Source organism: Halorientalis pallida, from assembly GCF_049605515.1.
Taxonomy (GTDB): Archaea; Halobacteriota; Halobacteria; order Halobacteriales; family Haloarculaceae; genus Halorientalis; species Halorientalis pallida_A.
Genome location: NZ_CP187158.1, coordinates 1138886 through 1156467 on the forward strand (window position 1 = coordinate 1138886; position 17582 = coordinate 1156467).

At 65.9% G+C, this 17582-nt stretch carries 23 protein-coding genes and 1 tRNA gene; 12 read left to right on the forward strand and 12 right to left on the reverse strand.

What is annotated here, in order from left to right; genetic code table 11:
• Positions 1 to 104 precede the first annotated feature (104 nt).
• A complete protein-coding gene (locus ACOZ4N_RS07545; RefSeq protein ID WP_424019316.1) occupies positions 105 to 1580 on the forward strand; it encodes a lipase maturation factor family protein in 1476 nt (491 codons plus the stop codon).
• Here ACOZ4N_RS07545 and ACOZ4N_RS07550 read toward each other — a convergent pair whose 3' ends face one another.
• Entirely contained in the window at positions 1581 to 1967 is a 387-nt protein-coding gene (locus ACOZ4N_RS07550; protein ID WP_424019317.1) for a DCC1-like thiol-disulfide oxidoreductase family protein, read from the reverse strand.
• Positions 1968 to 2080: 113 nt separating this feature from the next.
• Between ACOZ4N_RS07550 and ACOZ4N_RS07555 the strand changes: the two genes are divergently transcribed.
• Genes ACOZ4N_RS07555 through ACOZ4N_RS07565 form a run of 3 tightly spaced genes read left to right on the forward strand, consistent with a single transcriptional unit; the run spans position 2081 to position 3427 of the window.
• Positions 2081 to 2281 (forward strand): hypothetical protein, encoded by a 201-nt coding sequence (locus ACOZ4N_RS07555; RefSeq protein WP_424019318.1) that lies wholly within the window; start codon positions 2081 to 2083, stop codon positions 2279 to 2281.
• Positions 2282 to 2333: 52 nt separating this feature from the next.
• Positions 2334 to 2630, forward strand: a complete 297-nt coding sequence (locus ACOZ4N_RS07560; protein ID WP_424019319.1) for a DUF5827 family protein — start codon at positions 2334 to 2336, stop codon at positions 2628 to 2630.
• Positions 2627 to 3427: an ATPase gene (locus ACOZ4N_RS07565; RefSeq protein WP_424019320.1), complete on the forward strand. Its 801-nt coding sequence runs from the start codon at positions 2627 to 2629 to the stop codon at positions 3425 to 3427. Before ACOZ4N_RS07560 ends, ACOZ4N_RS07565 begins: the two co-directional genes overlap by 4 nt.
• A 12-nt stretch (positions 3428 to 3439) precedes the next feature.
• On the opposite strand, the gene ACOZ4N_RS07570 is transcribed toward ACOZ4N_RS07565, so the two are convergent.
• Both ACOZ4N_RS07570 and ACOZ4N_RS07575 read right to left on the reverse strand, forming a co-directional pair.
• Entirely contained in the window at positions 3440 to 4579 is a 1140-nt protein-coding gene (locus tag ACOZ4N_RS07570; protein ID WP_424019321.1) for a GAF domain-containing sensor histidine kinase, read from the reverse strand.
• 106 nt (positions 4580 to 4685) lie between these two features.
• Positions 4686 to 5264 (reverse strand): MBL fold metallo-hydrolase, encoded by a 579-nt coding sequence (locus ACOZ4N_RS07575; protein WP_424019322.1) that lies wholly within the window; start codon positions 5262 to 5264, stop codon positions 4686 to 4688.
• A 161-nt stretch (positions 5265 to 5425) separates the two neighbouring features.
• On the opposite strand from ACOZ4N_RS07575, the gene ACOZ4N_RS07580 reads away from it, so the two are divergent.
• Positions 5426 to 6010, forward strand: a complete 585-nt coding sequence (locus ACOZ4N_RS07580) for a HalX domain-containing protein (RefSeq protein ID WP_424019323.1) — start codon at positions 5426 to 5428, stop codon at positions 6008 to 6010.
• Positions 6010 to 6678, forward strand: a complete 669-nt coding sequence (locus tag ACOZ4N_RS07585; RefSeq protein ID WP_424019324.1) for an RAD55 family ATPase — start codon at positions 6010 to 6012, stop codon at positions 6676 to 6678. Before ACOZ4N_RS07580 ends, ACOZ4N_RS07585 begins: the two co-directional genes overlap by 1 nt.
• On the opposite strand, the gene ACOZ4N_RS07590 is transcribed toward ACOZ4N_RS07585, so the two are convergent.
• A complete protein-coding gene (locus tag ACOZ4N_RS07590) occupies positions 6675 to 7013 on the reverse strand; it encodes a cupin domain-containing protein (protein WP_424019325.1) in 339 nt (112 codons plus the stop codon). The genes ACOZ4N_RS07585 and ACOZ4N_RS07590 overlap by 4 nt on opposite strands.
• A 95-nt stretch (positions 7014 to 7108) precedes the next feature.
• Here ACOZ4N_RS07590 and thyX point away from each other — a divergent pair, with 95 nt between their 5' ends.
• A complete protein-coding gene (gene thyX, locus ACOZ4N_RS07595; protein WP_424019326.1) occupies positions 7109 to 7852 on the forward strand; it encodes an FAD-dependent thymidylate synthase in 744 nt (247 codons plus the stop codon).
• A gap of 139 nt (positions 7853 to 7991) precedes the next feature.
• Positions 7992 to 9203, forward strand: a complete 1212-nt coding sequence (locus tag ACOZ4N_RS07600) for a helix-turn-helix transcriptional regulator (RefSeq protein WP_424019327.1) — start codon at positions 7992 to 7994, stop codon at positions 9201 to 9203.
• Positions 9204 to 9238: 35 nt separating this feature from the next.
• Here ACOZ4N_RS07600 and ACOZ4N_RS07605 read toward each other — a convergent pair whose 3' ends face one another.
• The gene (locus tag ACOZ4N_RS07605; RefSeq protein WP_424019328.1) at positions 9239 to 9913 is read right to left on the reverse strand and encodes a DUF6230 family protein; all 675 of its coding nucleotides are present in this window, start codon (positions 9911 to 9913) and stop codon (positions 9239 to 9241) included.
• Positions 9914 to 10386: 473 nt separating this feature from the next.
• Between ACOZ4N_RS07605 and ACOZ4N_RS07610 the strand changes: the two genes are divergently transcribed.
• Positions 10387 to 10461 (forward strand) — tRNA-Glu (locus tag ACOZ4N_RS07610).
• 583 nt (positions 10462 to 11044) lie between these two features.
• Positions 11045 to 11350 carry a hypothetical protein gene (locus ACOZ4N_RS07615; protein WP_424019329.1) on the forward strand — a complete coding sequence of 102 codons (306 nt, stop codon included), beginning with the start codon at positions 11045 to 11047 and terminating at the stop codon, positions 11348 to 11350.
• A gap of 254 nt (positions 11351 to 11604) precedes the next feature.
• On the opposite strand, the gene ACOZ4N_RS07620 is transcribed toward ACOZ4N_RS07615, so the two are convergent.
• From ACOZ4N_RS07620 to ACOZ4N_RS07635, 4 genes are all read right to left on the reverse strand, one after another.
• Positions 11605 to 12969, reverse strand: coding sequence for a dihydrolipoyl dehydrogenase (locus ACOZ4N_RS07620; RefSeq protein WP_424019330.1), 1365 nt, complete (start codon positions 12967 to 12969; stop codon positions 11605 to 11607).
• On the reverse strand, positions 12970 to 13392 hold the full coding sequence (locus ACOZ4N_RS07625) for a winged helix-turn-helix transcriptional regulator (RefSeq protein WP_424019331.1): 423 nt from the start codon (positions 13390 to 13392) through the stop codon (positions 12970 to 12972).
• A gap of 111 nt (positions 13393 to 13503) precedes the next feature.
• Positions 13504 to 14094 carry a helix-turn-helix domain-containing protein gene (locus ACOZ4N_RS07630; protein ID WP_424019332.1) on the reverse strand — a complete coding sequence of 197 codons (591 nt, stop codon included), beginning with the start codon at positions 14092 to 14094 and terminating at the stop codon, positions 13504 to 13506.
• Between the two features lie 69 nt (positions 14095 to 14163).
• Positions 14164 to 14436 (reverse strand): MarR family transcriptional regulator, encoded by a 273-nt coding sequence (locus tag ACOZ4N_RS07635; protein ID WP_424019333.1) that lies wholly within the window; start codon positions 14434 to 14436, stop codon positions 14164 to 14166.
• Positions 14437 to 14630: 194 nt separating this feature from the next.
• Between ACOZ4N_RS07635 and ACOZ4N_RS07640 the strand changes: the two genes are divergently transcribed.
• Positions 14631 to 15149, forward strand: coding sequence for an HTH domain-containing protein (locus tag ACOZ4N_RS07640; RefSeq protein WP_424019334.1), 519 nt, complete (start codon positions 14631 to 14633; stop codon positions 15147 to 15149).
• Here the strand turns inward: ACOZ4N_RS07640 and ACOZ4N_RS07645 are convergent.
• The 3 genes from ACOZ4N_RS07645 to ACOZ4N_RS07655 all read right to left on the reverse strand — a co-directional run bounded on the left by ACOZ4N_RS07645 (position 15053) and on the right by ACOZ4N_RS07655 (position 17163).
• Complete coding sequence (locus ACOZ4N_RS07645) at positions 15053 to 15508, reverse strand: hypothetical protein (RefSeq protein WP_424019335.1); 456 nt, start codon at positions 15506 to 15508, stop codon at positions 15053 to 15055. The two genes, ACOZ4N_RS07640 and ACOZ4N_RS07645, sit on opposite strands and share 97 nt — an antisense overlap.
• Positions 15509 to 15649: 141 nt before the next feature.
• Entirely contained in the window at positions 15650 to 16609 is a 960-nt protein-coding gene (locus tag ACOZ4N_RS07650) for a sulfite exporter TauE/SafE family protein (protein ID WP_424019336.1), read from the reverse strand.
• The gene (locus ACOZ4N_RS07655) at positions 16606 to 17163 is read right to left on the reverse strand and encodes a carboxymuconolactone decarboxylase family protein (protein ID WP_424019337.1); all 558 of its coding nucleotides are present in this window, start codon (positions 17161 to 17163) and stop codon (positions 16606 to 16608) included. Before ACOZ4N_RS07655 ends, ACOZ4N_RS07650 begins: the two co-directional genes overlap by 4 nt.
• A gap of 120 nt (positions 17164 to 17283) precedes the next feature.
• Between ACOZ4N_RS07655 and ACOZ4N_RS07660 the strand changes: the two genes are divergently transcribed.
• Complete coding sequence (locus tag ACOZ4N_RS07660) at positions 17284 to 17490, forward strand: hypothetical protein (RefSeq protein ID WP_424019338.1); 207 nt, start codon at positions 17284 to 17286, stop codon at positions 17488 to 17490.
• The last annotated feature ends 92 nt before the right edge of the window (positions 17491 to 17582 follow it).

Sequence of the window (17582 nt, forward strand, 5' to 3'; positions counted from 1 at the left end):
CCCCCGAAACAGCGCCGTCTCAATACCAGTTTCGGCTCCCGGGCTCCGCTGGCCGACGGTTGCGGGCGTCAGACCTTTCCCCTTCGGCGAGCGGAACGTCTCGCATGCAGCTGCTGGACGCCGGGGGGTACTGGTACGTCCGGTTCCTGTTCCAGCGCGGGCTGGCGCTGATCTACCTCGTGGCCTTCCTCGTGGCGGCCAGCCAATTCCGGGCACTGGTCGGCGAGGACGGCCTGCTCCCCATCGACGAGTTCGTCGAGGCCGTCGAGTTCCGGGACCGGCCGAGCCTGTTCTATCTCTACCCCACGGATCGCGTCGTCGGCCTCGCCGCCTGGACCGGAGTCGGGCTGGCGGTGCTGGCCCTGCTGGGTGTCCCGTATCTGCTCCCGGAGCCGTGGCCGCTCGTGGCTTCGGTGTCGATCTGGGCGGTCATGTGGGGACTCTACCAGTCGTTCGTCAACGCCGGGCGGATCTTCTACGGCTACGGCTGGGAGTCTTTGCTGCTGGAGACCGGCTTTCTCGCGATCTTTCTCGGTGCCGGGACGACCGGCCCGCCGGTGCTGGTGATCTGGCTCGTCAAGTGGGTCCTCTTTCGCAATATGTTCGGGGCGGGCCTGATCAAACTGCGCGGGGACGACTGCTGGCGGGACCTGACCTGCATGGACTACCACTACGAGACCCAGCCCATCCCGAACCCGCTCTCGTGGTACGCTCACCACCTCCCCGACCGGTTTCACCGGGTCGAGGTGCTGGGCAACCACGTGGTCGAGCTGGCGATCCCGTTCCTCTATTTCGCCCCCCAGCCCTACGCCACTGTCGGCGGCCTCGCGACCATCGGTTTCCAGCTGTGGCTCATGCTGACGGGGAACTTCTCGTGGCTGAACGCCCTCACCGCGATCCAGGGGGTCGCGACGTTCAGCGACGGCGTGTTGACGGCTGCCCTCCCGCTCCCCGCGGCCCCGTCCGCGCCGGCACCGCTCCCCCTGCAGGTGGCGTCGGTGCTGGTCGCCGCACTCGTCGTCGCCCTGAGCGGCAACCCCGTCCGCAACATGCTCTCGTCGTCACAGACGATGAACACCGCCTTCGATCCGCTCCATCTCGTGAACACCTACGGCGCGTTCGGCTCGATCACGACGCGGCGCTACCAGCTCGTCGTCGAGGGGACGCGGGCCGACGACCCCGACGAGGACGACTGGCGAGCCTACGAGTTCGAGGGCCAGCCGGTCCGGACCGACCAGCGCCCGTCACAGTGGGCACCGTACCACCTGCGACTGGACTGGCAACTCTGGTTCGCGGCCATGCAACCGCGTCCGGGACGCCGCCAGCGCTGGTTCACGGCCTTCCTCGCCGACCTCCTGGAGAACGACGCCTCGACCCTGTCGCTGCTGCGGTCCAATCCGTTCCCCGACGAGCCGCCGGAGAAAGTCCGGGTACGGCGGTTCCGCTACCGCTACACCACGCCCGAGGAGCGTGCCGAGACCGGCGAGTGGTGGGAGCGTGACCTCGTCGGCGTCTACGTCCACCCCGCGTCGCTGTCGGAGCTCCGGTCGCCCGCGGGTGGGCGTCGGCCTGGGCCGTAGTCACCCGCCAGAACGCCGGTCGTCGCCGCCGACGAGCGAGGCGAGGTCACCCCAGAACGAGCGGTTGTGGGCGACGCGCTCGTACCCCCACTCCCGGAGCCGTTCGTACTCCTCGAACTCCCGCAGGAACTCGACGACGGCGTGGTACTCCTCGCCCACGTCCGACATGAGCAACGCCTGCTCGATGGACTCGCCACAGGAGTACACCGTCTCCTCGGTGACCAGATGCGAGCAGTCCTCGTACTCGTCGGGCAGGCGCTCGCGGAGGTCCGTCTCGGCCAGTTCGGAGAAGCCGACGATGTCCACCGGCGCGTGGTCGTCGACGTACTCGGCACTCCGCGAGCAGAAGGCACAGTCGTCGTCGTAGACGAGCGTCGCGTCCGCCATGCTCGGCGGTAGGCACTCCAGGTTCAAACCGTTCCGGTCGGGACGCCGCTGCCTCCGGGTCGGCTGGCCCCCGCACCGCCAGACCCATACCGATCGGGCGGCCAGTGAGAGCCGTGTCCACCGAACGGTTCGTCCCCGGTACGGTCGAGCGGTTCGTCCAGGCCGTCGTCGCGGGCGGTATCACGATGGTCGCCGGCCTCTGGCTGACGGCGCTTTTCCGGGTCGGTTCACTCCCGTGGCTGGCAGGCGTCGCTCTGGCCGTGGCGGGCGTCGCCGGGTTGGCCTGGGGAATCTACAGCGAACTGTCGCTCTGACCGGTCAGCACGAGACGGGAGGGTTTTGAGCGGCGGGCGGTAATCCACCGCCATGCCAGTACCCAAGTCCGAATTCGACGATCTGCGCTCCCTGGAGTTCCGCGATCCCGACGAGGTACTCGACCCCGACGAGATGTACACGGTCTACGAGATCGCCCGCCTGTTCCAGGGGCTGGAACCGGGTCAGGACCTCGATCCGGCGACCGAGGACATCCTGCTCGACTGGACCATCCCGTGGATGCTCGACAACAGCGAGGCCTTCGTGTTCGCCGAACCGGCCGACGACGACGAGCCCGGCCACTACGGGCTGGCGACCGACAGCACGGGCGGCGGGACCGGCGAGGAATGAAGCTGCTCGTCGCCGGGGCAGACCGGGTCGACGCCGGCAAGACCACCTTCACCGTCGGTCTGCTCGACCGCCTCGACGCCGTGGGCTTCAAACCCCGCGCGGGCAACGACCACTGGTTCCACCACGACGACTACCGCCACGCCGTCGAGCAGGGCCGCCTGTTCGGGAAGGACGCGAAGCGGCTGGCGGCGGCCAGTCCCGACGACCTGGATCCGGAGGACATCAACCCGATCCACCGGCTCTGGCGGCCCTCGCCGGGGTCGGGCGCGGGGATGCTCGGCCAGACCGACCGGGAGTTCGTCGTGGACCGCGTCGCCGAGAACTACGTCGTCAACGACACCGTCGAGATCCCGGCGGAAGTCCGGAAGTCCCTGCCGCTCGACGAGGCGATCCACGTCTCCTCGCTCCCAGAACTGAACGAGGTGATGGAGAACCTCCACCTGGTCGCGCTGGACGGCATCGCCCGCCGAATCGAAGCGCGAGAGCACGCGGTCGTCGAGTCCTACGGCGACGTGGCCCGGCCGCTCCGGGAGTTCGAGCCCGACGCCGTGGCCGTCGTGGAACCCGCCCGCGTCCGGATCTACGAGGGCCAGCGCTACCGCAAGGCCTGCTCGATCACCAGCGGGGGCCCGGAAGAAGGGCAACTGGAGGAACGCGTTCCGGGCGTCGTCGACCTGATCGACCCGGTCGAGTCGGTACCGCTTCCGGCGCTGTCCGGCGAGGACCGCGAGGACCCGTCTGCGGTGGCGGCGGCGTACGAACAGGGGTACGAGGCACTGTTGGCGGCTCTCCCGTGACTCGTCGGTGCGTCAGTCGGTCTGGTCGACGACCACGCCGGTGATCGCGACGCGTGCGCCGGTGGATCCGGCGTCGTCGGCGCTCTCCCCGTCCGCGCTCTCGGTGAGTTCTATCGACCACTCGTGGGCGTCCACGATGCTCCCGACGATAGCGAGGCCGAGGCCCGACCCGCCGTCGGTGGTCGAGAAGCCACTCTCGAAGGCGCGTTCGCGCTCGTCCGGCGGGAACCCGGGGCCGTCGTCTTCGACGTAGAACCCGTCGTCGCCGAGGGTGCCGACCCGGACGGTCACCCCGGGCTCGCCGTGTTCCACCGAATTTCGAAAGAGGTTCTCGAACAGCCGTCGCAGCCGATCCGGATCGGCGCGAAACTGCAGGTCGTCCGCGACGACGAGCGACGCGTCGCGGGTGTCGACCATCGTCCAGCAGTCCTCGGCGACGCTCGACAGCGAGACCGTCTCGGTCTCGGTGACGTGCTGGCCCTGTCTGGCGACCGTGAGAACGTCGTCGATGAGGCCCTCCATCCGGTCGAGCGCGTCGTCGGCACGCCCGAGGCGTTCGTCGTCCCGGTCGGCACGGACGGATTCGAGGTTCAGTTGCGCGACGTTCAGGGGGTTGCGGAGGTCGTGGGAGACGATGTCTGCGAACTCGTCGAGCCGGTCGAGTTTGCGCTGGGTCCGCTGGTGTTCGAGCTCGTGCTCCAGCATCCGACCGATGAGTTCCGCGAACAGCGTCTCGTCCTCGGAGAACGACTCCTCGCGTGGCTCCTCGGCGGCGAAACAGACCGTGCCGTACACCTCCCCTTCGACGGTGATCGTAGTCCCGTGGTAACACCGGAATCCCTGGCGCTGGAAGGCCGGATCCGCTTCCCAGTCGCTCTCCAGCGCGTCGTCGATCTCGACCGAGTCCTCGGCACCGATGGTGTGGCGACAGTACGTCATCCCCAGATCCAGGACCAGGCCCGGCGGATACTCGTCGTCGGCCGAATCGGTGCTGACGACGATGCGCCAGTACTCGCTCTCCGGGTCGATCCGCGTCAGACGGCCGTAGGTCACGCCGAGGTACTCCTCGCCGAGCGCCAGCGCCTGTTCGGCCTTGGCCTCGAAGGGAGCGTCCCCCTGCATCACCTCGTAGAGGCGTCGGCGGGCCGTCATCGCGTCGAGGTCTGCCGACCCGTCCGGCTCAGTGGGATCGGTGATACACCCACGAAAGCGACTGCTCGACTAAAATCCTGAGGGGGTTTCCGCGCTCGAAATCGGGTTATCCCATCCTGGCGGCCTGTGCGGCGAGTTCGATGTCCTGGTAGGGGTTGGTGGTGACGCTCGGACCGTGCCCGGTGTGCATCTCGCCGAGGTCTTCGGGGACGACCGAACGGACGCGTTCGATGCTGTCGATCAGGACCTCGCGGTTCCCCTCGGCGAGGTCGGTCCGGCCGAACCCGCCGTTGGCGAAGATCAGATCGCCCGCGAACAGGGTGCTGGCGGTCGCCGAGTAGAAACAGAGGTGGTCGTCCTTGTGGCCGGGGGTGTGGAGCGCGCGGTAGTCGTGGTCGCCAAGCGTCACGGTTTCCTCGTCGTCGATGGCGTGGTCGACGCCGGACTGGTCGGTGTCGTAGCCCCACACGTCCACGTCGAACTCGTCGACGATGTCGGGGAGGTTGCCGACGTGGTCGGGGTGTGTGTGCGTCATCACGAGGGCATCCACGTCGTCGACGTACTCGCGGGCCGCGTCGACGACGTCGAACTCGTTGCCGGCGTCGACGATCACGGTCCGGTCGCCGTCCACCAGGAAGACGTTGCTCGTGAACGCGCGGACGCCACGAGCGAGGTTTACGATCATGGCCCCCGCTACAGCGACCGGCGGCTTTTGCGTGTCGCTTCAGACTGACACGACCTGACAGGCGGTTGATCCGTGTGAGGAGACCCGTGGATCGGTATCAGGCGCGAGTATCGACCCACAGGGCTATGTATGAGGAATGGTAAAAGCGTACAAGAGCGCAGATGACTGATTCAGCAGCACCTGTCGTGCTCATCGTCGAGGACGAGCCCGACGTCGCCGAGACCTACAACCTCTGGCTCGCCGACGACTACGAGGTGCGGATCGCGGGGGACGGTGACGAGGGGCTCGACAAACTCGACGAGGAGGTAGACGTGGTTCTGCTCGACCGGATGATGCCCGGACTGTCGGGCGACGAGGTGCTCGAACGCATTCGGGAGCGGGAGTTGGGCTGTCGGGTGGCGATGGTGACGGCCGTCGAACCCGACTTCGACATTCTGGAGATGGGGTTCGACGCCTATCTCAGCAAACCGATCAGGAGCGAGGAACTCATCGAGACCGTCGAGAAACTCCTCGAACGATCGACCTACGACCGCCTGCTCCAGAAGTACTACGCACTGGTCGAGAAGCAGGCCACGCTCGAAACGGCAAAGAGTGGCGCAGAACTCGCAGAGAGCGACGAATACGCACAGCTACAGAACCGGATCGCCGAGCTGCAGGAGGAACTCTCACAGACGATGGGCGGCGTCGAGGACGACGCCGACTTCATCACGGCGATTCAGCAGATCGGCGGGAGTGAGGACACGTAATGTACGACCTATCATCTGTTCTGGAAACTGAGGCAGTGTCGGAGGTCCGCCCGGGGACCAGCGTCCTGATCGCTGGCCCGGCGATGACGGGCAAAGAGAGCCTCGCGATGGAGATTCTGGCCGAGGGCTCGCGGAACGGCGACGGCGCGCTGGTCGTCTCGACGAGCGACAGCGCCGAGACCATCGTCGAGGACTACCGCGACCGCGTCGCCGGCGTCTCCAACCTCCAGTTGGGCGTCGTCGACTGCCGGGCGGAAGGGTCCGGCGGCGGCCTCGCCGACGGCGACACCCCGCCCGGCCTGTACGTTCACAAGGTCTCCTCACCTGGAGACCTGACCGGCATCGGGATCGGGATCACGAAGTGTCTGGAAGCGCTCCACGGCGCGGGCGCAGAGGAGGGGCGGATGGCCCTGATCTCGCTGTCGACGATGCTCACCTACACGAACCGCGAGACCGTGTTCAAGTTCTGTCACGTCCTCTCCTCGCGGCTGGACGCCGCGGGCTACATCGGCGTGTTCACCATCGACAGCGGTGCCCACGACGACCAGACGCTCCAGGTCATCAAACAGGCCTTCGACGGCCTGATCGAAGTCCGCGACGGCGACGCCGGCCGCGAGGCACGCGTCATGGGGCTGACCGACGGCCCCACGGACTGGCAGTCGCTCTAGATCGGCGCGCCGACCAGCACCAGCCGCGCCAGGTCGTCGCTCTCGTTTCGGATCTGGCGGCGCTGGTCCGGATCGATCCGCACGGCCTCGTTCTCGCCGAGCGTCACCGTCTCGCCGTCGAACTCGACGACGACCTCACCCTCGACCACGCAGTAGACTTCCTCCTGGCCGTCCTCGCTGTGGTCGTGGGGTTTGCCCTTCGAACCGGGTTCCAGGCGCATCACGGTCACGCCCACCTCGTCGGTGTCGAGGGCTTCCTTCAGGAACCACATGCCGCCGTACTCGTCGTCGATCACCGATTCCACGTCGTCGGTCGAGGCTTTCTGGTAGGCCATGTCGGTTCTTCGACCGCGGCCGGTTTCAATCCGCCGACGGGGTGGGTCGAGTGATCGAAAGGTGACTTTATCATTCTCCGCTCCGGCGTGAGGGTATGGAGGTCCGCCTACTCGAAGCCACCGAGGACCCTGAGGAACTCGTCTGCAAAGCGGCCCGCAACGACTACATGGCGGAGTTCGTCGGCGAGACACCGTTCGACGATGTCATGGCGTCCATCGACGGCGATTCGCTCGCAGACAAACAGGAGACGCTGATCGGCCACCTGCTCGATCACGGCCACTTCGGCCCGTTCGAGCATCCACAGGCCACCTTCGCAGTGAAGGGGATCAGCCGCTCCTGTATGGCCCAGATCACCCGTCACAGGCACGTCTCGTTCGACATCCAGTCGATGCGCTACGTCTCCTTCGACGAAGTCGACCCCGACGACGTGCGCGAGGGGGAGATGGTCGTCACTCCGCCGTCGGCGACCGATCCCGACTGGGTAGGGCGCAATCAAAAGAGCGGCGCGGTGGGCGAGGAGACGGCAGAGAAGCGCGAGGAAGTCTTCCAGGAGGCCGTCGCCGACGCCGTCGAGTCCTATCAGGAACTGCTCGATCTCGGGATGCCCCCCGAGGACGCCCGGTTCGTGCTGCCCATCGGCACCGAGGTCAACATGGTCATGTCGATGAACGTCCGGATGCTCATGCACGTGGCGGACATGCGAGCGGCCGCCGATGCCCAGTGGGAAATTCGGGAACTGACCGAGAGCGTCCTCGACCTGGCGGCCGAGTGGTGTCCGATCACCTTCGAGTACTACGACGAACACATGAAAAACCGGAAGAACCGGCTGGCACCCTGAGAGCGGGCGACGACCAGCCGACGCCCACTCGTGACCGACTAACCGCCAGAAGGCGATAGGGTACTTGACCTGTCGGCATCGACGAACGTGGGTCAGACACAGTGTTTTTATGGAGTCCGGGGGTTCTTTCTCCCACTAGATGTCTCGTCCGCTCTCGCTCGCTTTCGTCTGTCTCCTGCTGGCCGGGGTCGCCCTCGGACAGAGCGTGGTCGCCGCTCCTCTGGGGGGCAGTGGGGCGGCCGCCGTCGACGGCCCATCGGCACAGGCCGGCGACGGGCGAGCGCTCGCGACGCCACAGCAGTTCGAGTCGACGCGATTCGTCGTCACGGTGTACGCGAACGGCTCCGCACGGTGGACGTTCAAGCACTTCACCGGCGGGCCACTGAACGACAGCGAACGCGCGCAGTTTCAGGACTACGCCGAGCGGTTCCGTACGGAGGAGACCGACCTCTGGACGAACTTCCAGGACAGCGCGGCAGGGCTGACCGCCGCCGGCAGTGACGCGACCGGTCGGAACATGACCGCCACGAAGTTCACCCGGACGGCCGGGCTGAACCCGCAGGGCAACAGCGGCGTCGTCGAGATGTCGTTCCTGTGGACGAACTTCGCGCAGGTGGCCGGCGACAGCGTGACCGTCGGCGACGTGTTCCAGGGCGAGTTCTACGTCGGAGAGAGTCAGCAACTCGTCTTCCAGGCCGGTCCCGACCTCTCCCTGGTGACGGACCGGACCGCCCCCGAACCGGACAGCACGACCGGCGGGGAGACGGCGTCGGTCAGCTGGGCCGGCCCGCAGTCGTTCGCCGACGACAACCCACAGGTCGTGTTCACGAGCGGCGAGCCCGACGCGCTCGGTAACGGCGGCGGTGTAGCGACCACCACGGGCAACCCCGATCAGGTGTCCAACGACGGCGGTGGCCTCCTCCCCATCGTCCTCGTCGGCGTGCTGGTCGTCGCCGTCGGTGCCGGCGCGGGCATCGCCTGGCGGACCGGGATGTTCGGGTCGACGACGACCGAGACCGACGACACGGACGGCCCGGCCGGCGGCGCCGCGGCGGAGACGGAACCCGAGCAACAGGCCGCGGGCGAACCGGACGAGGAGTCACCGATCCCGGACGAGGAGTTGCTGACCGACGAGGATCGAGTCCTCTCGCTGCTCGAGGACAACGGCGGGCGGATGAAACAGGCAAACATCGTCGACGAGACCGGCTGGTCGAAGTCGAAGGTCAGTATGCTCCTCTCGGACATGGAAGACGAAGAACACATCAGCAAGTTGCGGGTCGGGCGCGAGAACATCATCAGTCTCAAAGGCCACGAGCCGGACGCCGCCGGCTCGCCGTTCGACGACGAGTGAGCGGGACCGACGGCGCAGGCTGACGTGGACGCGCGCTATCCGAACTCGTACTCGCCGTCGTCGTCGGAGTCGTACTGCACGCGCAGTTCCAGCTCCGGGAGCGTGATCTGGTTGGTCGCGAGGTAGGTCGCGTGAATCTCGGGATCGGTGAGTTCGATCCCGGGGTTCTCACCGCCGTCGAGGTCCACCGTCTTCCCCTCGACCGGTTCGGAGGGGGCCGAGATCTGGAACGTCTCTGTCAGGTCGTCGGAGTCGGACCCACGCATCTGGAGGCCGTTGAACGTTCCCTCGCTCGCGTTCAGTCCCGGCGACTGGATGAGGATCTGGTCGGTCTCGACGGTCCCGCCGGACTCGATCAGGATGCGGACGGTGCCGTCGAGGGTGTCCACGGACACGTCACCGAGGTCGACGGTCTTGACGAGTCGCAGGCCCTCGATACGGTTGGCCTGGAGTTCGATGATCGCCTGCGGGGCGTCCGATCCCTGCTCCCGTTCGACAACGTCGGGATAGAGGATCAGATCGTCACCCTCGATACTGTCGGCCTCGATTGTGAACCCGCCGATGCCGGCGACCGGGACGGCCAGTCCCGTTCCGGTACTCAGAAAGAGCAGGCCGATGATCGCGATCACGCCCAGCGAGACGCCGGTACTCTTTGCCAGTAGTGATTTGTCGTACATGGTGTTCCCTTTCGTGGTTGCCTCGTCGGCCACGCGGCGTCACAGGCTCCACCGCCCCGCCGGGAGTCCCGCCGCTCGACGGTGCCGGTCCGCCCCCAGGAGTCGCCGACCCCCTCTACTGGCCGATCCTCACTCGGCCGTCCCACGCCACAACCACCTGCATCCCTACGTGAGTGTCCAGTGTGAGTATTTTCGCGGGAAAGCGGCCGACCAGTCGGCACTTGGCGACGAACTGGCCCCCGACACGGGCCGGACACATCCACCCCGTTACCGGCCGCTTTCGCGTTCACTTCGCATACCGGCCCGATCCGGACCACGGTCCGGTGGAGTCAGTAGCAACGTGGTACCCAAGCGCAGGCTGTCGTCCCCGTCGTCCCTGGTTTCCAGTGGCAGAGACCGGTTGGTACACCGGACCACGGTGGTCCGAAAACGGAACTGTTAAACACAACTCGCGGTTACCGTGGAGTAGACGCGCCGAGGGCGTGCGGGACGCCCGAAGCCGGTGCGCTCCGATGGTGTAGTCCGGCCAATCATATTGCCCTCTCACGGCAATGACCAGGGTTCAAATCCCTGTCGGAGCACTTCTGTCGGAATCGATCCACGAGTGACGTGTGTGGCTACGCAGTGGGTCGTGCTGACACCTTCGAGACCGCGCGAGACACGTAACCGTAGCCTCGGGATCGGTTGTCGAACGCGGTGGGTGTGACTCACACACCCTAACTAAATTTAATACCCACTATCGGTATTCTGGAAGTGAACGCGGGCAGTCACGACGGCGTGCCCCAGAGGTGGCAATCCATGCACACAGCCAGATCGGACGGAGGACGCTCGTTCGGCCCGAGCGCGAGCGGTGTCCACGATTCTCCCTGGCTGTCACTCGCCGTCGCGCCCGGTCGGGCGGCGGTAGACGCCGCACTCACTGCACGTGGCGCAGGCCACGTCTAAGTCCGGACAACCGGCCCCCACACACGGACTACCCGTCGGGGGCCGGGAACCCGGACACCACAGTTCCAGACGCCGAGAGCGGCGTTCACGGTTCTGTGGCTATTTTCGGTCCGTTCACGCATTGCCAGTGACTGCCCACTCGAGTGGCTGTCCACCGACCGACGGCGGGCCAGTAGCCTGCCGACGCGACTGGCGTATCCGATCAGCACTCTCCGAAGCATGACGATTACAGACACCGACACGGAATCGACGCGAAGGACGACTGCGACGGGGATCATCGCCGTCCGGATCCCCGACAGCGCCGGGGCCGACCTGGCAACGGATGCAGAGCGGCGACTCGGCCGGATAGCGGGCGTCCGCAGTGTGACTGTCGACGGCCTCCGCGGCCTCGAACCGCGGTTCACCGCGACCCTGGTGACGTTCGCCGTCACCGTCGAGAGCGACGCGTCCCTCGAGGACCTGCGTGAGCGACTCTCCGACGCGGTCTGTGTCGAGAGCGTCGAGCGACTGGTGACCAACGGGTGATGCTCCCAGTCGGTTGATGTGAATGGAGACGACGAGAAACGAGGTCAGTACGAATGACTGTCGACGATCTAGAGTTGGAGTACAGTTCCGCGGAGATTCGTGAGTTCATCGAACTGAGAGTACACGCCAAGGAGGAACATCCGGAGAAGTACGAGGAGAACTTCGGCGACTGATCCGGGTCGTCTCTAGCACAGGCGACTCAGTTCCTGTCGGTCGGTTCGGTCCTGTCTCGGTCCCGCCTGAGCGGTGAACGATCACAGCGGTACGTCGTCGAAGGCGTACTCGACGACCTTGTTCAGCGTCGGATGGGCGTGGATCGTCTCGGTGATATCCGAGACCTGCCCGGACCCGGCACGCATCGCGACGACGACCTCGTGGATCATCGTCGAGGCCTCGTAGCCCAGGGCGTGACAGCCCAGGATCTCGCCGTCCGGGGCCGCCAGCACCTTCACGAATCCCTCGTCGAGTTTCTTCGCGCGACCCATCGGCGTGTCCGGCAGGTCCGCGCGGCCGACGACGTACTCCGCCCCGGCCTCCTCTAGTTCCGCCTCGGTCTCGCCGACGCCGGCCATCTGCGGTTCGGTGAAGATGGCGTGGGGCATCGCGGTGAAGTCGGCGGTCGCGTCGCCCCCGTGGAGGACGTTCTCGATGGTAACCTGCGTCTCGTAGTCGCCCGAGTGTTTGAACATCGCATTGTCGGCGATGTCGCCCTGCGCCCAGACATTCTCGGCGGAGGTTTCCAAACGGTCGTTCGTGGCGACGAACCCGTTGTCGTCTGTCTCGATCCCGGCAGCCTCGACAGCCAGGGTGTCGGTGTTGGGTCGACGGCCGAGGGCCACGAGCAGTTCGTCGCCGGTCACCGAAACCTCACCGCCGGCTTCGGTCTCGGCGTGGGCCCTGACCATCTCGCCGTCGGACTCGACGGCCGTGACGCGGTGGCCGGTGTACACGTCGTGGCGCTGGCTCGCGATCTCCGTGAACGTCTCGGCCACGTCCGGGTCCTCGCGAGGGACGAGTGAGTCCATCATCTCGACGATGGTCACGTCGGTGCCCAGCGACTCGAAGAAGTAGCCGAGTTCGACGGCGATGTAGCCGCCGCCGAGGATGACCAGCGAATCGGGCTGCTCGCGCAGGTACAGCGCGTCCTGGCTGGTCAGATACTCCACGTCGTCCAGTCCGTCGATAGGTGGGACGAGCGGTCGACTCCCCGCCGCGACGACCACCTTGTCGGCGCTGACCTCCGTTCCGTCGACGTCGAGCGTGCGCTCGTCGACGAACTCCGCGTAGTCGTCGTAGATCGTGAGGGCGTCTTTCTCGCGGTAGCTGGCTTCCATGCCCTCGGCCAGCGCCGACAGCGTCTCGTCCATGTCGTCGACGATCCCCGCGAAGTCCACGCCGTCGAGTGAGGCGTCGAGATGGAACGTCTCGGCATCACGGACGTGATTGGCGGCGGTCGCGGCCTGGATCAGCATCTTCGAGGGGTTACAGCCGCGGTTGAGACAGGTGCCGCCGAGCGGTCCCGGTTCGATCAGCGCGGTGTCGAGTCCGGCGTCGGCCCCGGCCGCCGCGACGTTGTTGCCGGTGCCGCCACCGATCACCAGGAGATCGTGGTGGGGCATCTACTCGCCCTCCACGAGTATCTCGGATTGCCCCGCCGTTTCGGATTCGTCGGCGGTCACGTCGTGTTCGGCCCCCCAGTTGACCATCTCGGTGATGAGCGGTTCGAGGGAACGGCCGGCCTCGGTGAGTTCGTATTCGACACGGACCGGCTTGTCGCTGAGGAGGCGTCTGTCGACCAGGCCCGCCGCCTCCAGATCGTCGAGACTCTCCGAGAGCATCTTCGAGGAGATGTCGTCGACGCGGTCTTTGAGCGCGCTAAAGCCCAGTGGCCCGTCGTCGAGCAGGTGGTAGACGATGATCGGTTGCCACTTCCGGCCGATGATCTCCTGCATCGACAGCAGCGTCTCCTCGACGCCGGTAAACAGCGGGCCCGAAGGCCCCCGAGCGTCGCCGGTCCGGTCGAGTCTGGATTCCGAACTCATCGTGCCTCATCCGACGACCGAGACCGTATTCAAGACGGCCCGGACGCGTGCCAGTAGTTCGCGTCCCCAGTAAATATTTATACCAGAATCAGCCAGCGACCGCCGGCGGCCTCACGATTCGCTCTCGAATTTCTCCCAGAAGACGTCGTTGAGTCCCTCGGAGTAGTCCTCGTCGAGGTACTCCTCTTTGGTGAGGTTGGCCTCCTCGATGAGTGCCGCGGCTTCGCCCGCCCAGGCGTAGAAGCCGATCAGCGTGTCCCTGCGCATCTCCGTCACGTCGATGGAGTGATACACGTTGACGAAGCCCCCGCCTTCACGGTTCAACTGAGACTTCTCCAGCAGGCCGATATCGACCAGGCGGTTGAGATAGCGACGAACGGTCGTCTCGTCGTAGTCCAGATGCTCGGCCACGTCCGCGGGTGGCATCGGTCCTTCACCGATCACGCAGAGACAGATGTCCAGACCGGGCTTCGGGAGGCCGAACGCGTCGAGCAACACCTGTTTCACGTCCGGTGGCTGGATGTCGATGTTCACGTCCGTAACCCGCTCCATCACCTGTCCGTGACAGGTCATGCCGCCGTCACAGTCCTGCAACGTCAGGACGACGTTCTCGCAGTCGTTACACTGGTAGATACCGTACTGGCGGTCCCGGAGGTCGCTTTCCCCGGCCGGTTCGTTCACAGTAGTATCGTCGTCGGTCATGATCCGGACTTGGCCACCCGAGTAGCCGTCTCGTACTGGGAATCGAATGCGAGAGATTAAAACCTAGTGCTAGTCCGAATCACACTCGTCGAGACTCGCGTCCACGACCACGAACTCGTCGTCGATATTCAGTTCCAGCAGTTCTCTGGCCGTGATCGTCGGCCGATACCCGTCGTCGACCCTCGTGAGAAGCTCACACTCGACGAGTCGGTCGAAACACTCGTCGGCTTGCTCGCGTGTCATCCCGAACCGGGTCGCAGCGTCGGCCGGCGTCAGCGGTCGTTCGAGGTCGTCGTAGGTCCCGGCGACGAATTCGAGCAGGCGGTATGGTGAGGGGGTCATTGATCGGTGACTGGCGAGGAGTCGCGTGTAGCCTGTGTGTTAGTATCGTCTTCTAAAACTTCTTGTGTACCTTCTCCTCACCCTGTTACCTCGACCTCAGCCATTCTCAAGAGGGGCCTTCGTATATCGTGTGATATGTATCGGCGACGACAGCTGACGGGTGTGGACCACGGTTCCGCCGAGGCTGGATAGTGATGGCGCGGCAGTCACCGCGGATCGAACTCCTCTGTCGCTCACTGGCACCCAGTACGGGTCGGGAACAACAGGACCGTATCGTCCAGCGGCTGCGAGGGCTCGACGAGGCGGGCCGAATCCGGGGATTCGAGGTCGTCCTCTGTGGGGAGTGTGTCTGTCCACGCGCGGCGACGGCCGAGACGGACCCCGGAGAGTTCCTCCTCGACCGGCACGACGCGTTTCAGACGTGGGCCGAGGAGACCGGCCGAGACCTCGTCGGCTTCGAGAAACGGGACACGAAGTCGATACTGACCGGAGCGACCGTCACGGGAATCGTCTTTCCGCGGCTCACGCTGGCCGAGTACCGCGACGGGGAACTCACGTTCGTCGCACCGTCGAGTGACGACGGTGAGCAGACGACCGTCGCGGATCGGCTGGGTGACTACGAACGGGGGAGTGTCGACGGTCTATCAGACGAGGCCCAGCGAGAGCCACGCGCCGAGGACGCCACCGTAGACCAGGTGGAAGAAGAAAAATAGCCCCATCGTCTTCGGTGGGGCTCCATCGCCAGGACGATCCGCATCCACAGCACCATCCCGACGACGGTCAGGACGATCCCGTAGACGAGTCCGAGCCCGACCGCCGTCGCGAGCGTGAGACTCACGCCGAGCAACGGAAACGCGACGGCGAACGCCACACCAGCCCCGATGCCGTACAGCATGTGTAAGGCCATCCCCTGTGGCATGTACTCCTCGGGCGGCCCGTCGCCGACGTATTTCGACCACAGCGCCGCCGTCGGTGGCGGCGAGTCGTCGCCCAGTGCCATCATGAACACCGTCATGACGATGGTCGCAATCAGTCCGCCTGCCAGTCCGTTGAGTATCGTTGGGTCAGCCATGGTCTCTTTGATCGAGGCGTTACCCGGAACTGGGTTACCTCTAGTAACCTACTGACTGTCAGCGGTAATAATTGTCTGCTGAATTAGAGGAAAGCCGGTTACGCCGGGGAAACCCGGCTCGTCGGCGTCGCGCACGACCAGTCAGGCGATCACGAACTCGGTAAGGAGGATCAGCAGACCGACGAGGCCGAAGACGACCCCGAGGCCGACCTCCATCAGGTCACTCGGCACGTACTTCCCGACGCGGGTGCCGACGGTCCCGCCGATCAGGACGCCGGGGATCGACCAGGCGACGACGTACCAGACGGGCGTCGCGGTGAGTGCGTGGACGAGTGCGCCCGCACCCGCCGCAATCGCGAGGACGAACACGCTCGTTGCGACGGCCACGCGGGGCGGAATCCGACAGCGGACGATCAGCTGGGTCGTGACGATCTCGGGCAGGCCGGCGCTGATGAGGCCGGTGACGAACGCACCGACCGTCGACAGCGCCACGCCCGGGGGCCGCCAGCAGGTGTCGTAGGTGAACGTCTCGCCGTCGGCCGCCTCGATGGTCGTCGTTCCACGGCCCGAGTTCTTCTCCTGCAGGAACTCGCCCTCGCACTCGCCGGGCACACACTCCTCCGGGGGGTCGTAGTAGACCAGGAATGCACCGAGTCCGACCAGTCCGACGCCGAAGATGCCCTTCAGGATCTGCGGGTCGACGAAGTGTGCGGCGAAGGCGCCGACGACGACGGCCGGAACCGCGCCGGCCAGCAGCCACTTCGCCGTCCGGAAGTCGACGACCTGCTGTTTGACGTAGGATCGCAGGCCGTTCCCCATGCCGAACACCTCGGTCAGCAGGCCGGCACCGATGGCCTGGGATGGTGTGAGCCCGACTCCGAGCATGAAGAACGGACTGAAAAAGAGCGCGCCGGAGACGCCGGAGGCCAGCGCGACCGTCGAGAACGCGATGGAGGCCGGGAACACCCACCAGTGGGTGAGGAACCGGTCTACTGGAAACCCACCCGGGACCGCCGATCCGCCACCCGTCGACCCGAGGGCCGTCCCCACGGTGACAACCAATCCGACTGCGACCAGCGCGGTCCCGAGCGTCCGCTTCATGCGAACAGCTCGTCGACGGTCTCGTCCGTGGGCGTCCAGCCGACGAACTCTCCGCCCTCGAAGGGCAGGTCCACCGACGCCACGTAGTTACACAGGCCGACGTAGAAATCCACCAGCAGGCCGACCGCGACGATCTCGGCGTCCGTGTAGTGGGTCGTCAGCGCCCGATGAATCTGGTCGGTCACCTCGCCCTCCGCGACGGCCTGGGCGTACTGGAGGAGGACGAACTCCGCGTCGTCGAATCCGGAGAAGTCGCCGCCGCCGATGGCCCGCATCTCCTCGGTCGTGACGCCCTTGTCGCGAGCGATGTCGACGTGCTGGTGCCACTCGTAGCGTGCCCCGCGGGCCCACGCCACCGTCAGGATCACCAGTTCCTTCGTCCGGGGCGTCAGCTGGTCGTACAGCGTGTTCAGGTACTCCAGGGTCGCCTCCAGCACCTCGGGGTTGTGCGCCCAGGCGCGGAAGATGTGGCGGTCGCCCAGGTAGTCCTCGGTGAACAGGTAGTGGTACTCCTCGGGGATCTCGTCCAGTTCGAGCAGATCGACTCGGGTCACGCTCGACAGATCACCACGGGGCGTTAAATCCGTAGCTCACACCGCAGTAACCCGGTGAATCCGCGCGCAGTTACCCGTACGGGCGAAAGCTTTTCCGCGAATCGTCGCCTCCGTTCGGGTATGTCGACGACAATCGAGACACCTCAGGCCGACGAGTCGTGTGCGTACTGTGGCTCGCGGATCTTCGACCACGACCCCGTGTGCGTCCGGGACTGCACGGACGACTGCGGCTCGCCGACGTACTTCTGTAACCACGCGTGTCTGTCGGCCCACATCGACGAGAACGACCTCACGAGCGGCGACGCCTGCGAGTGGTCGCCGGAGTGACGGACCGGCCATCGGTATGGCCGCGGTTTCCCGGACGGTGGCGAGCGAGACGGAGCTTGGCCGGTACTGATACGTCCTGGAACTGATTCTCG

Coding starts and splice junctions, on each gene's coding strand:
- ACOZ4N_RS07580 (WP_424019323.1), top strand. CDS start 5,426: ATGACTGATTCAGCAGCACCTGTCGTGCTCATCGTCGAGGACGAGCCC.
- ACOZ4N_RS07620 (WP_424019330.1), bottom strand. CDS start 12,969: ATGCCCCACCACGATCTCCTGGTGATCGGTGGCGGCACCGGCAACAAC.
- ACOZ4N_RS07570 (WP_424019321.1), bottom strand. CDS start 4,579: ATGACGGCCCGCCGACGCCTCTACGAGGTGATGCAGGGGGACGCTCCC.
- ACOZ4N_RS07575 (WP_424019322.1), bottom strand. CDS start 5,264: ATGATCGTAAACCTCGCTCGTGGCGTCCGCGCGTTCACGAGCAACGTC.
- ACOZ4N_RS07545 (WP_424019316.1), top strand. CDS start 105: ATGCAGCTGCTGGACGCCGGGGGGTACTGGTACGTCCGGTTCCTGTTC.
- ACOZ4N_RS07560 (WP_424019319.1), top strand. CDS start 2,334: ATGCCAGTACCCAAGTCCGAATTCGACGATCTGCGCTCCCTGGAGTTC.
- thyX (WP_424019326.1), top strand. CDS start 7,109: ATGGAGGTCCGCCTACTCGAAGCCACCGAGGACCCTGAGGAACTCGTC.
- ACOZ4N_RS07625 (WP_424019331.1), bottom strand. CDS start 13,392: ATGAGTTCGGAATCCAGACTCGACCGGACCGGCGACGCTCGGGGGCCT.
- ACOZ4N_RS07650 (WP_424019336.1), bottom strand. CDS start 16,609: ATGAAGCGGACGCTCGGGACCGCGCTGGTCGCAGTCGGATTGGTTGTC.
- ACOZ4N_RS07645 (WP_424019335.1), bottom strand. CDS start 15,508: ATGGCTGACCCAACGATACTCAACGGACTGGCAGGCGGACTGATTGCG.
- ACOZ4N_RS07600 (WP_424019327.1), top strand. CDS start 7,992: ATGTCTCGTCCGCTCTCGCTCGCTTTCGTCTGTCTCCTGCTGGCCGGG.
- ACOZ4N_RS07550 (WP_424019317.1), bottom strand. CDS start 1,967: ATGGCGGACGCGACGCTCGTCTACGACGACGACTGTGCCTTCTGCTCG.
- ACOZ4N_RS07565 (WP_424019320.1), top strand. CDS start 2,627: ATGAAGCTGCTCGTCGCCGGGGCAGACCGGGTCGACGCCGGCAAGACC.
- ACOZ4N_RS07640 (WP_424019334.1), top strand. CDS start 14,631: ATGGCGCGGCAGTCACCGCGGATCGAACTCCTCTGTCGCTCACTGGCA.
- ACOZ4N_RS07615 (WP_424019329.1), top strand. CDS start 11,045: ATGACGATTACAGACACCGACACGGAATCGACGCGAAGGACGACTGCG.
- ACOZ4N_RS07660 (WP_424019338.1), top strand. CDS start 17,284: ATGTCGACGACAATCGAGACACCTCAGGCCGACGAGTCGTGTGCGTAC.
- ACOZ4N_RS07635 (WP_424019333.1), bottom strand. CDS start 14,436: ATGACCCCCTCACCATACCGCCTGCTCGAATTCGTCGCCGGGACCTAC.
- ACOZ4N_RS07585 (WP_424019324.1), top strand. CDS start 6,010: ATGTACGACCTATCATCTGTTCTGGAAACTGAGGCAGTGTCGGAGGTC.
- ACOZ4N_RS07590 (WP_424019325.1), bottom strand. CDS start 7,013: ATGGCCTACCAGAAAGCCTCGACCGACGACGTGGAATCGGTGATCGAC.
- ACOZ4N_RS07630 (WP_424019332.1), bottom strand. CDS start 14,094: ATGACCGACGACGATACTACTGTGAACGAACCGGCCGGGGAAAGCGAC.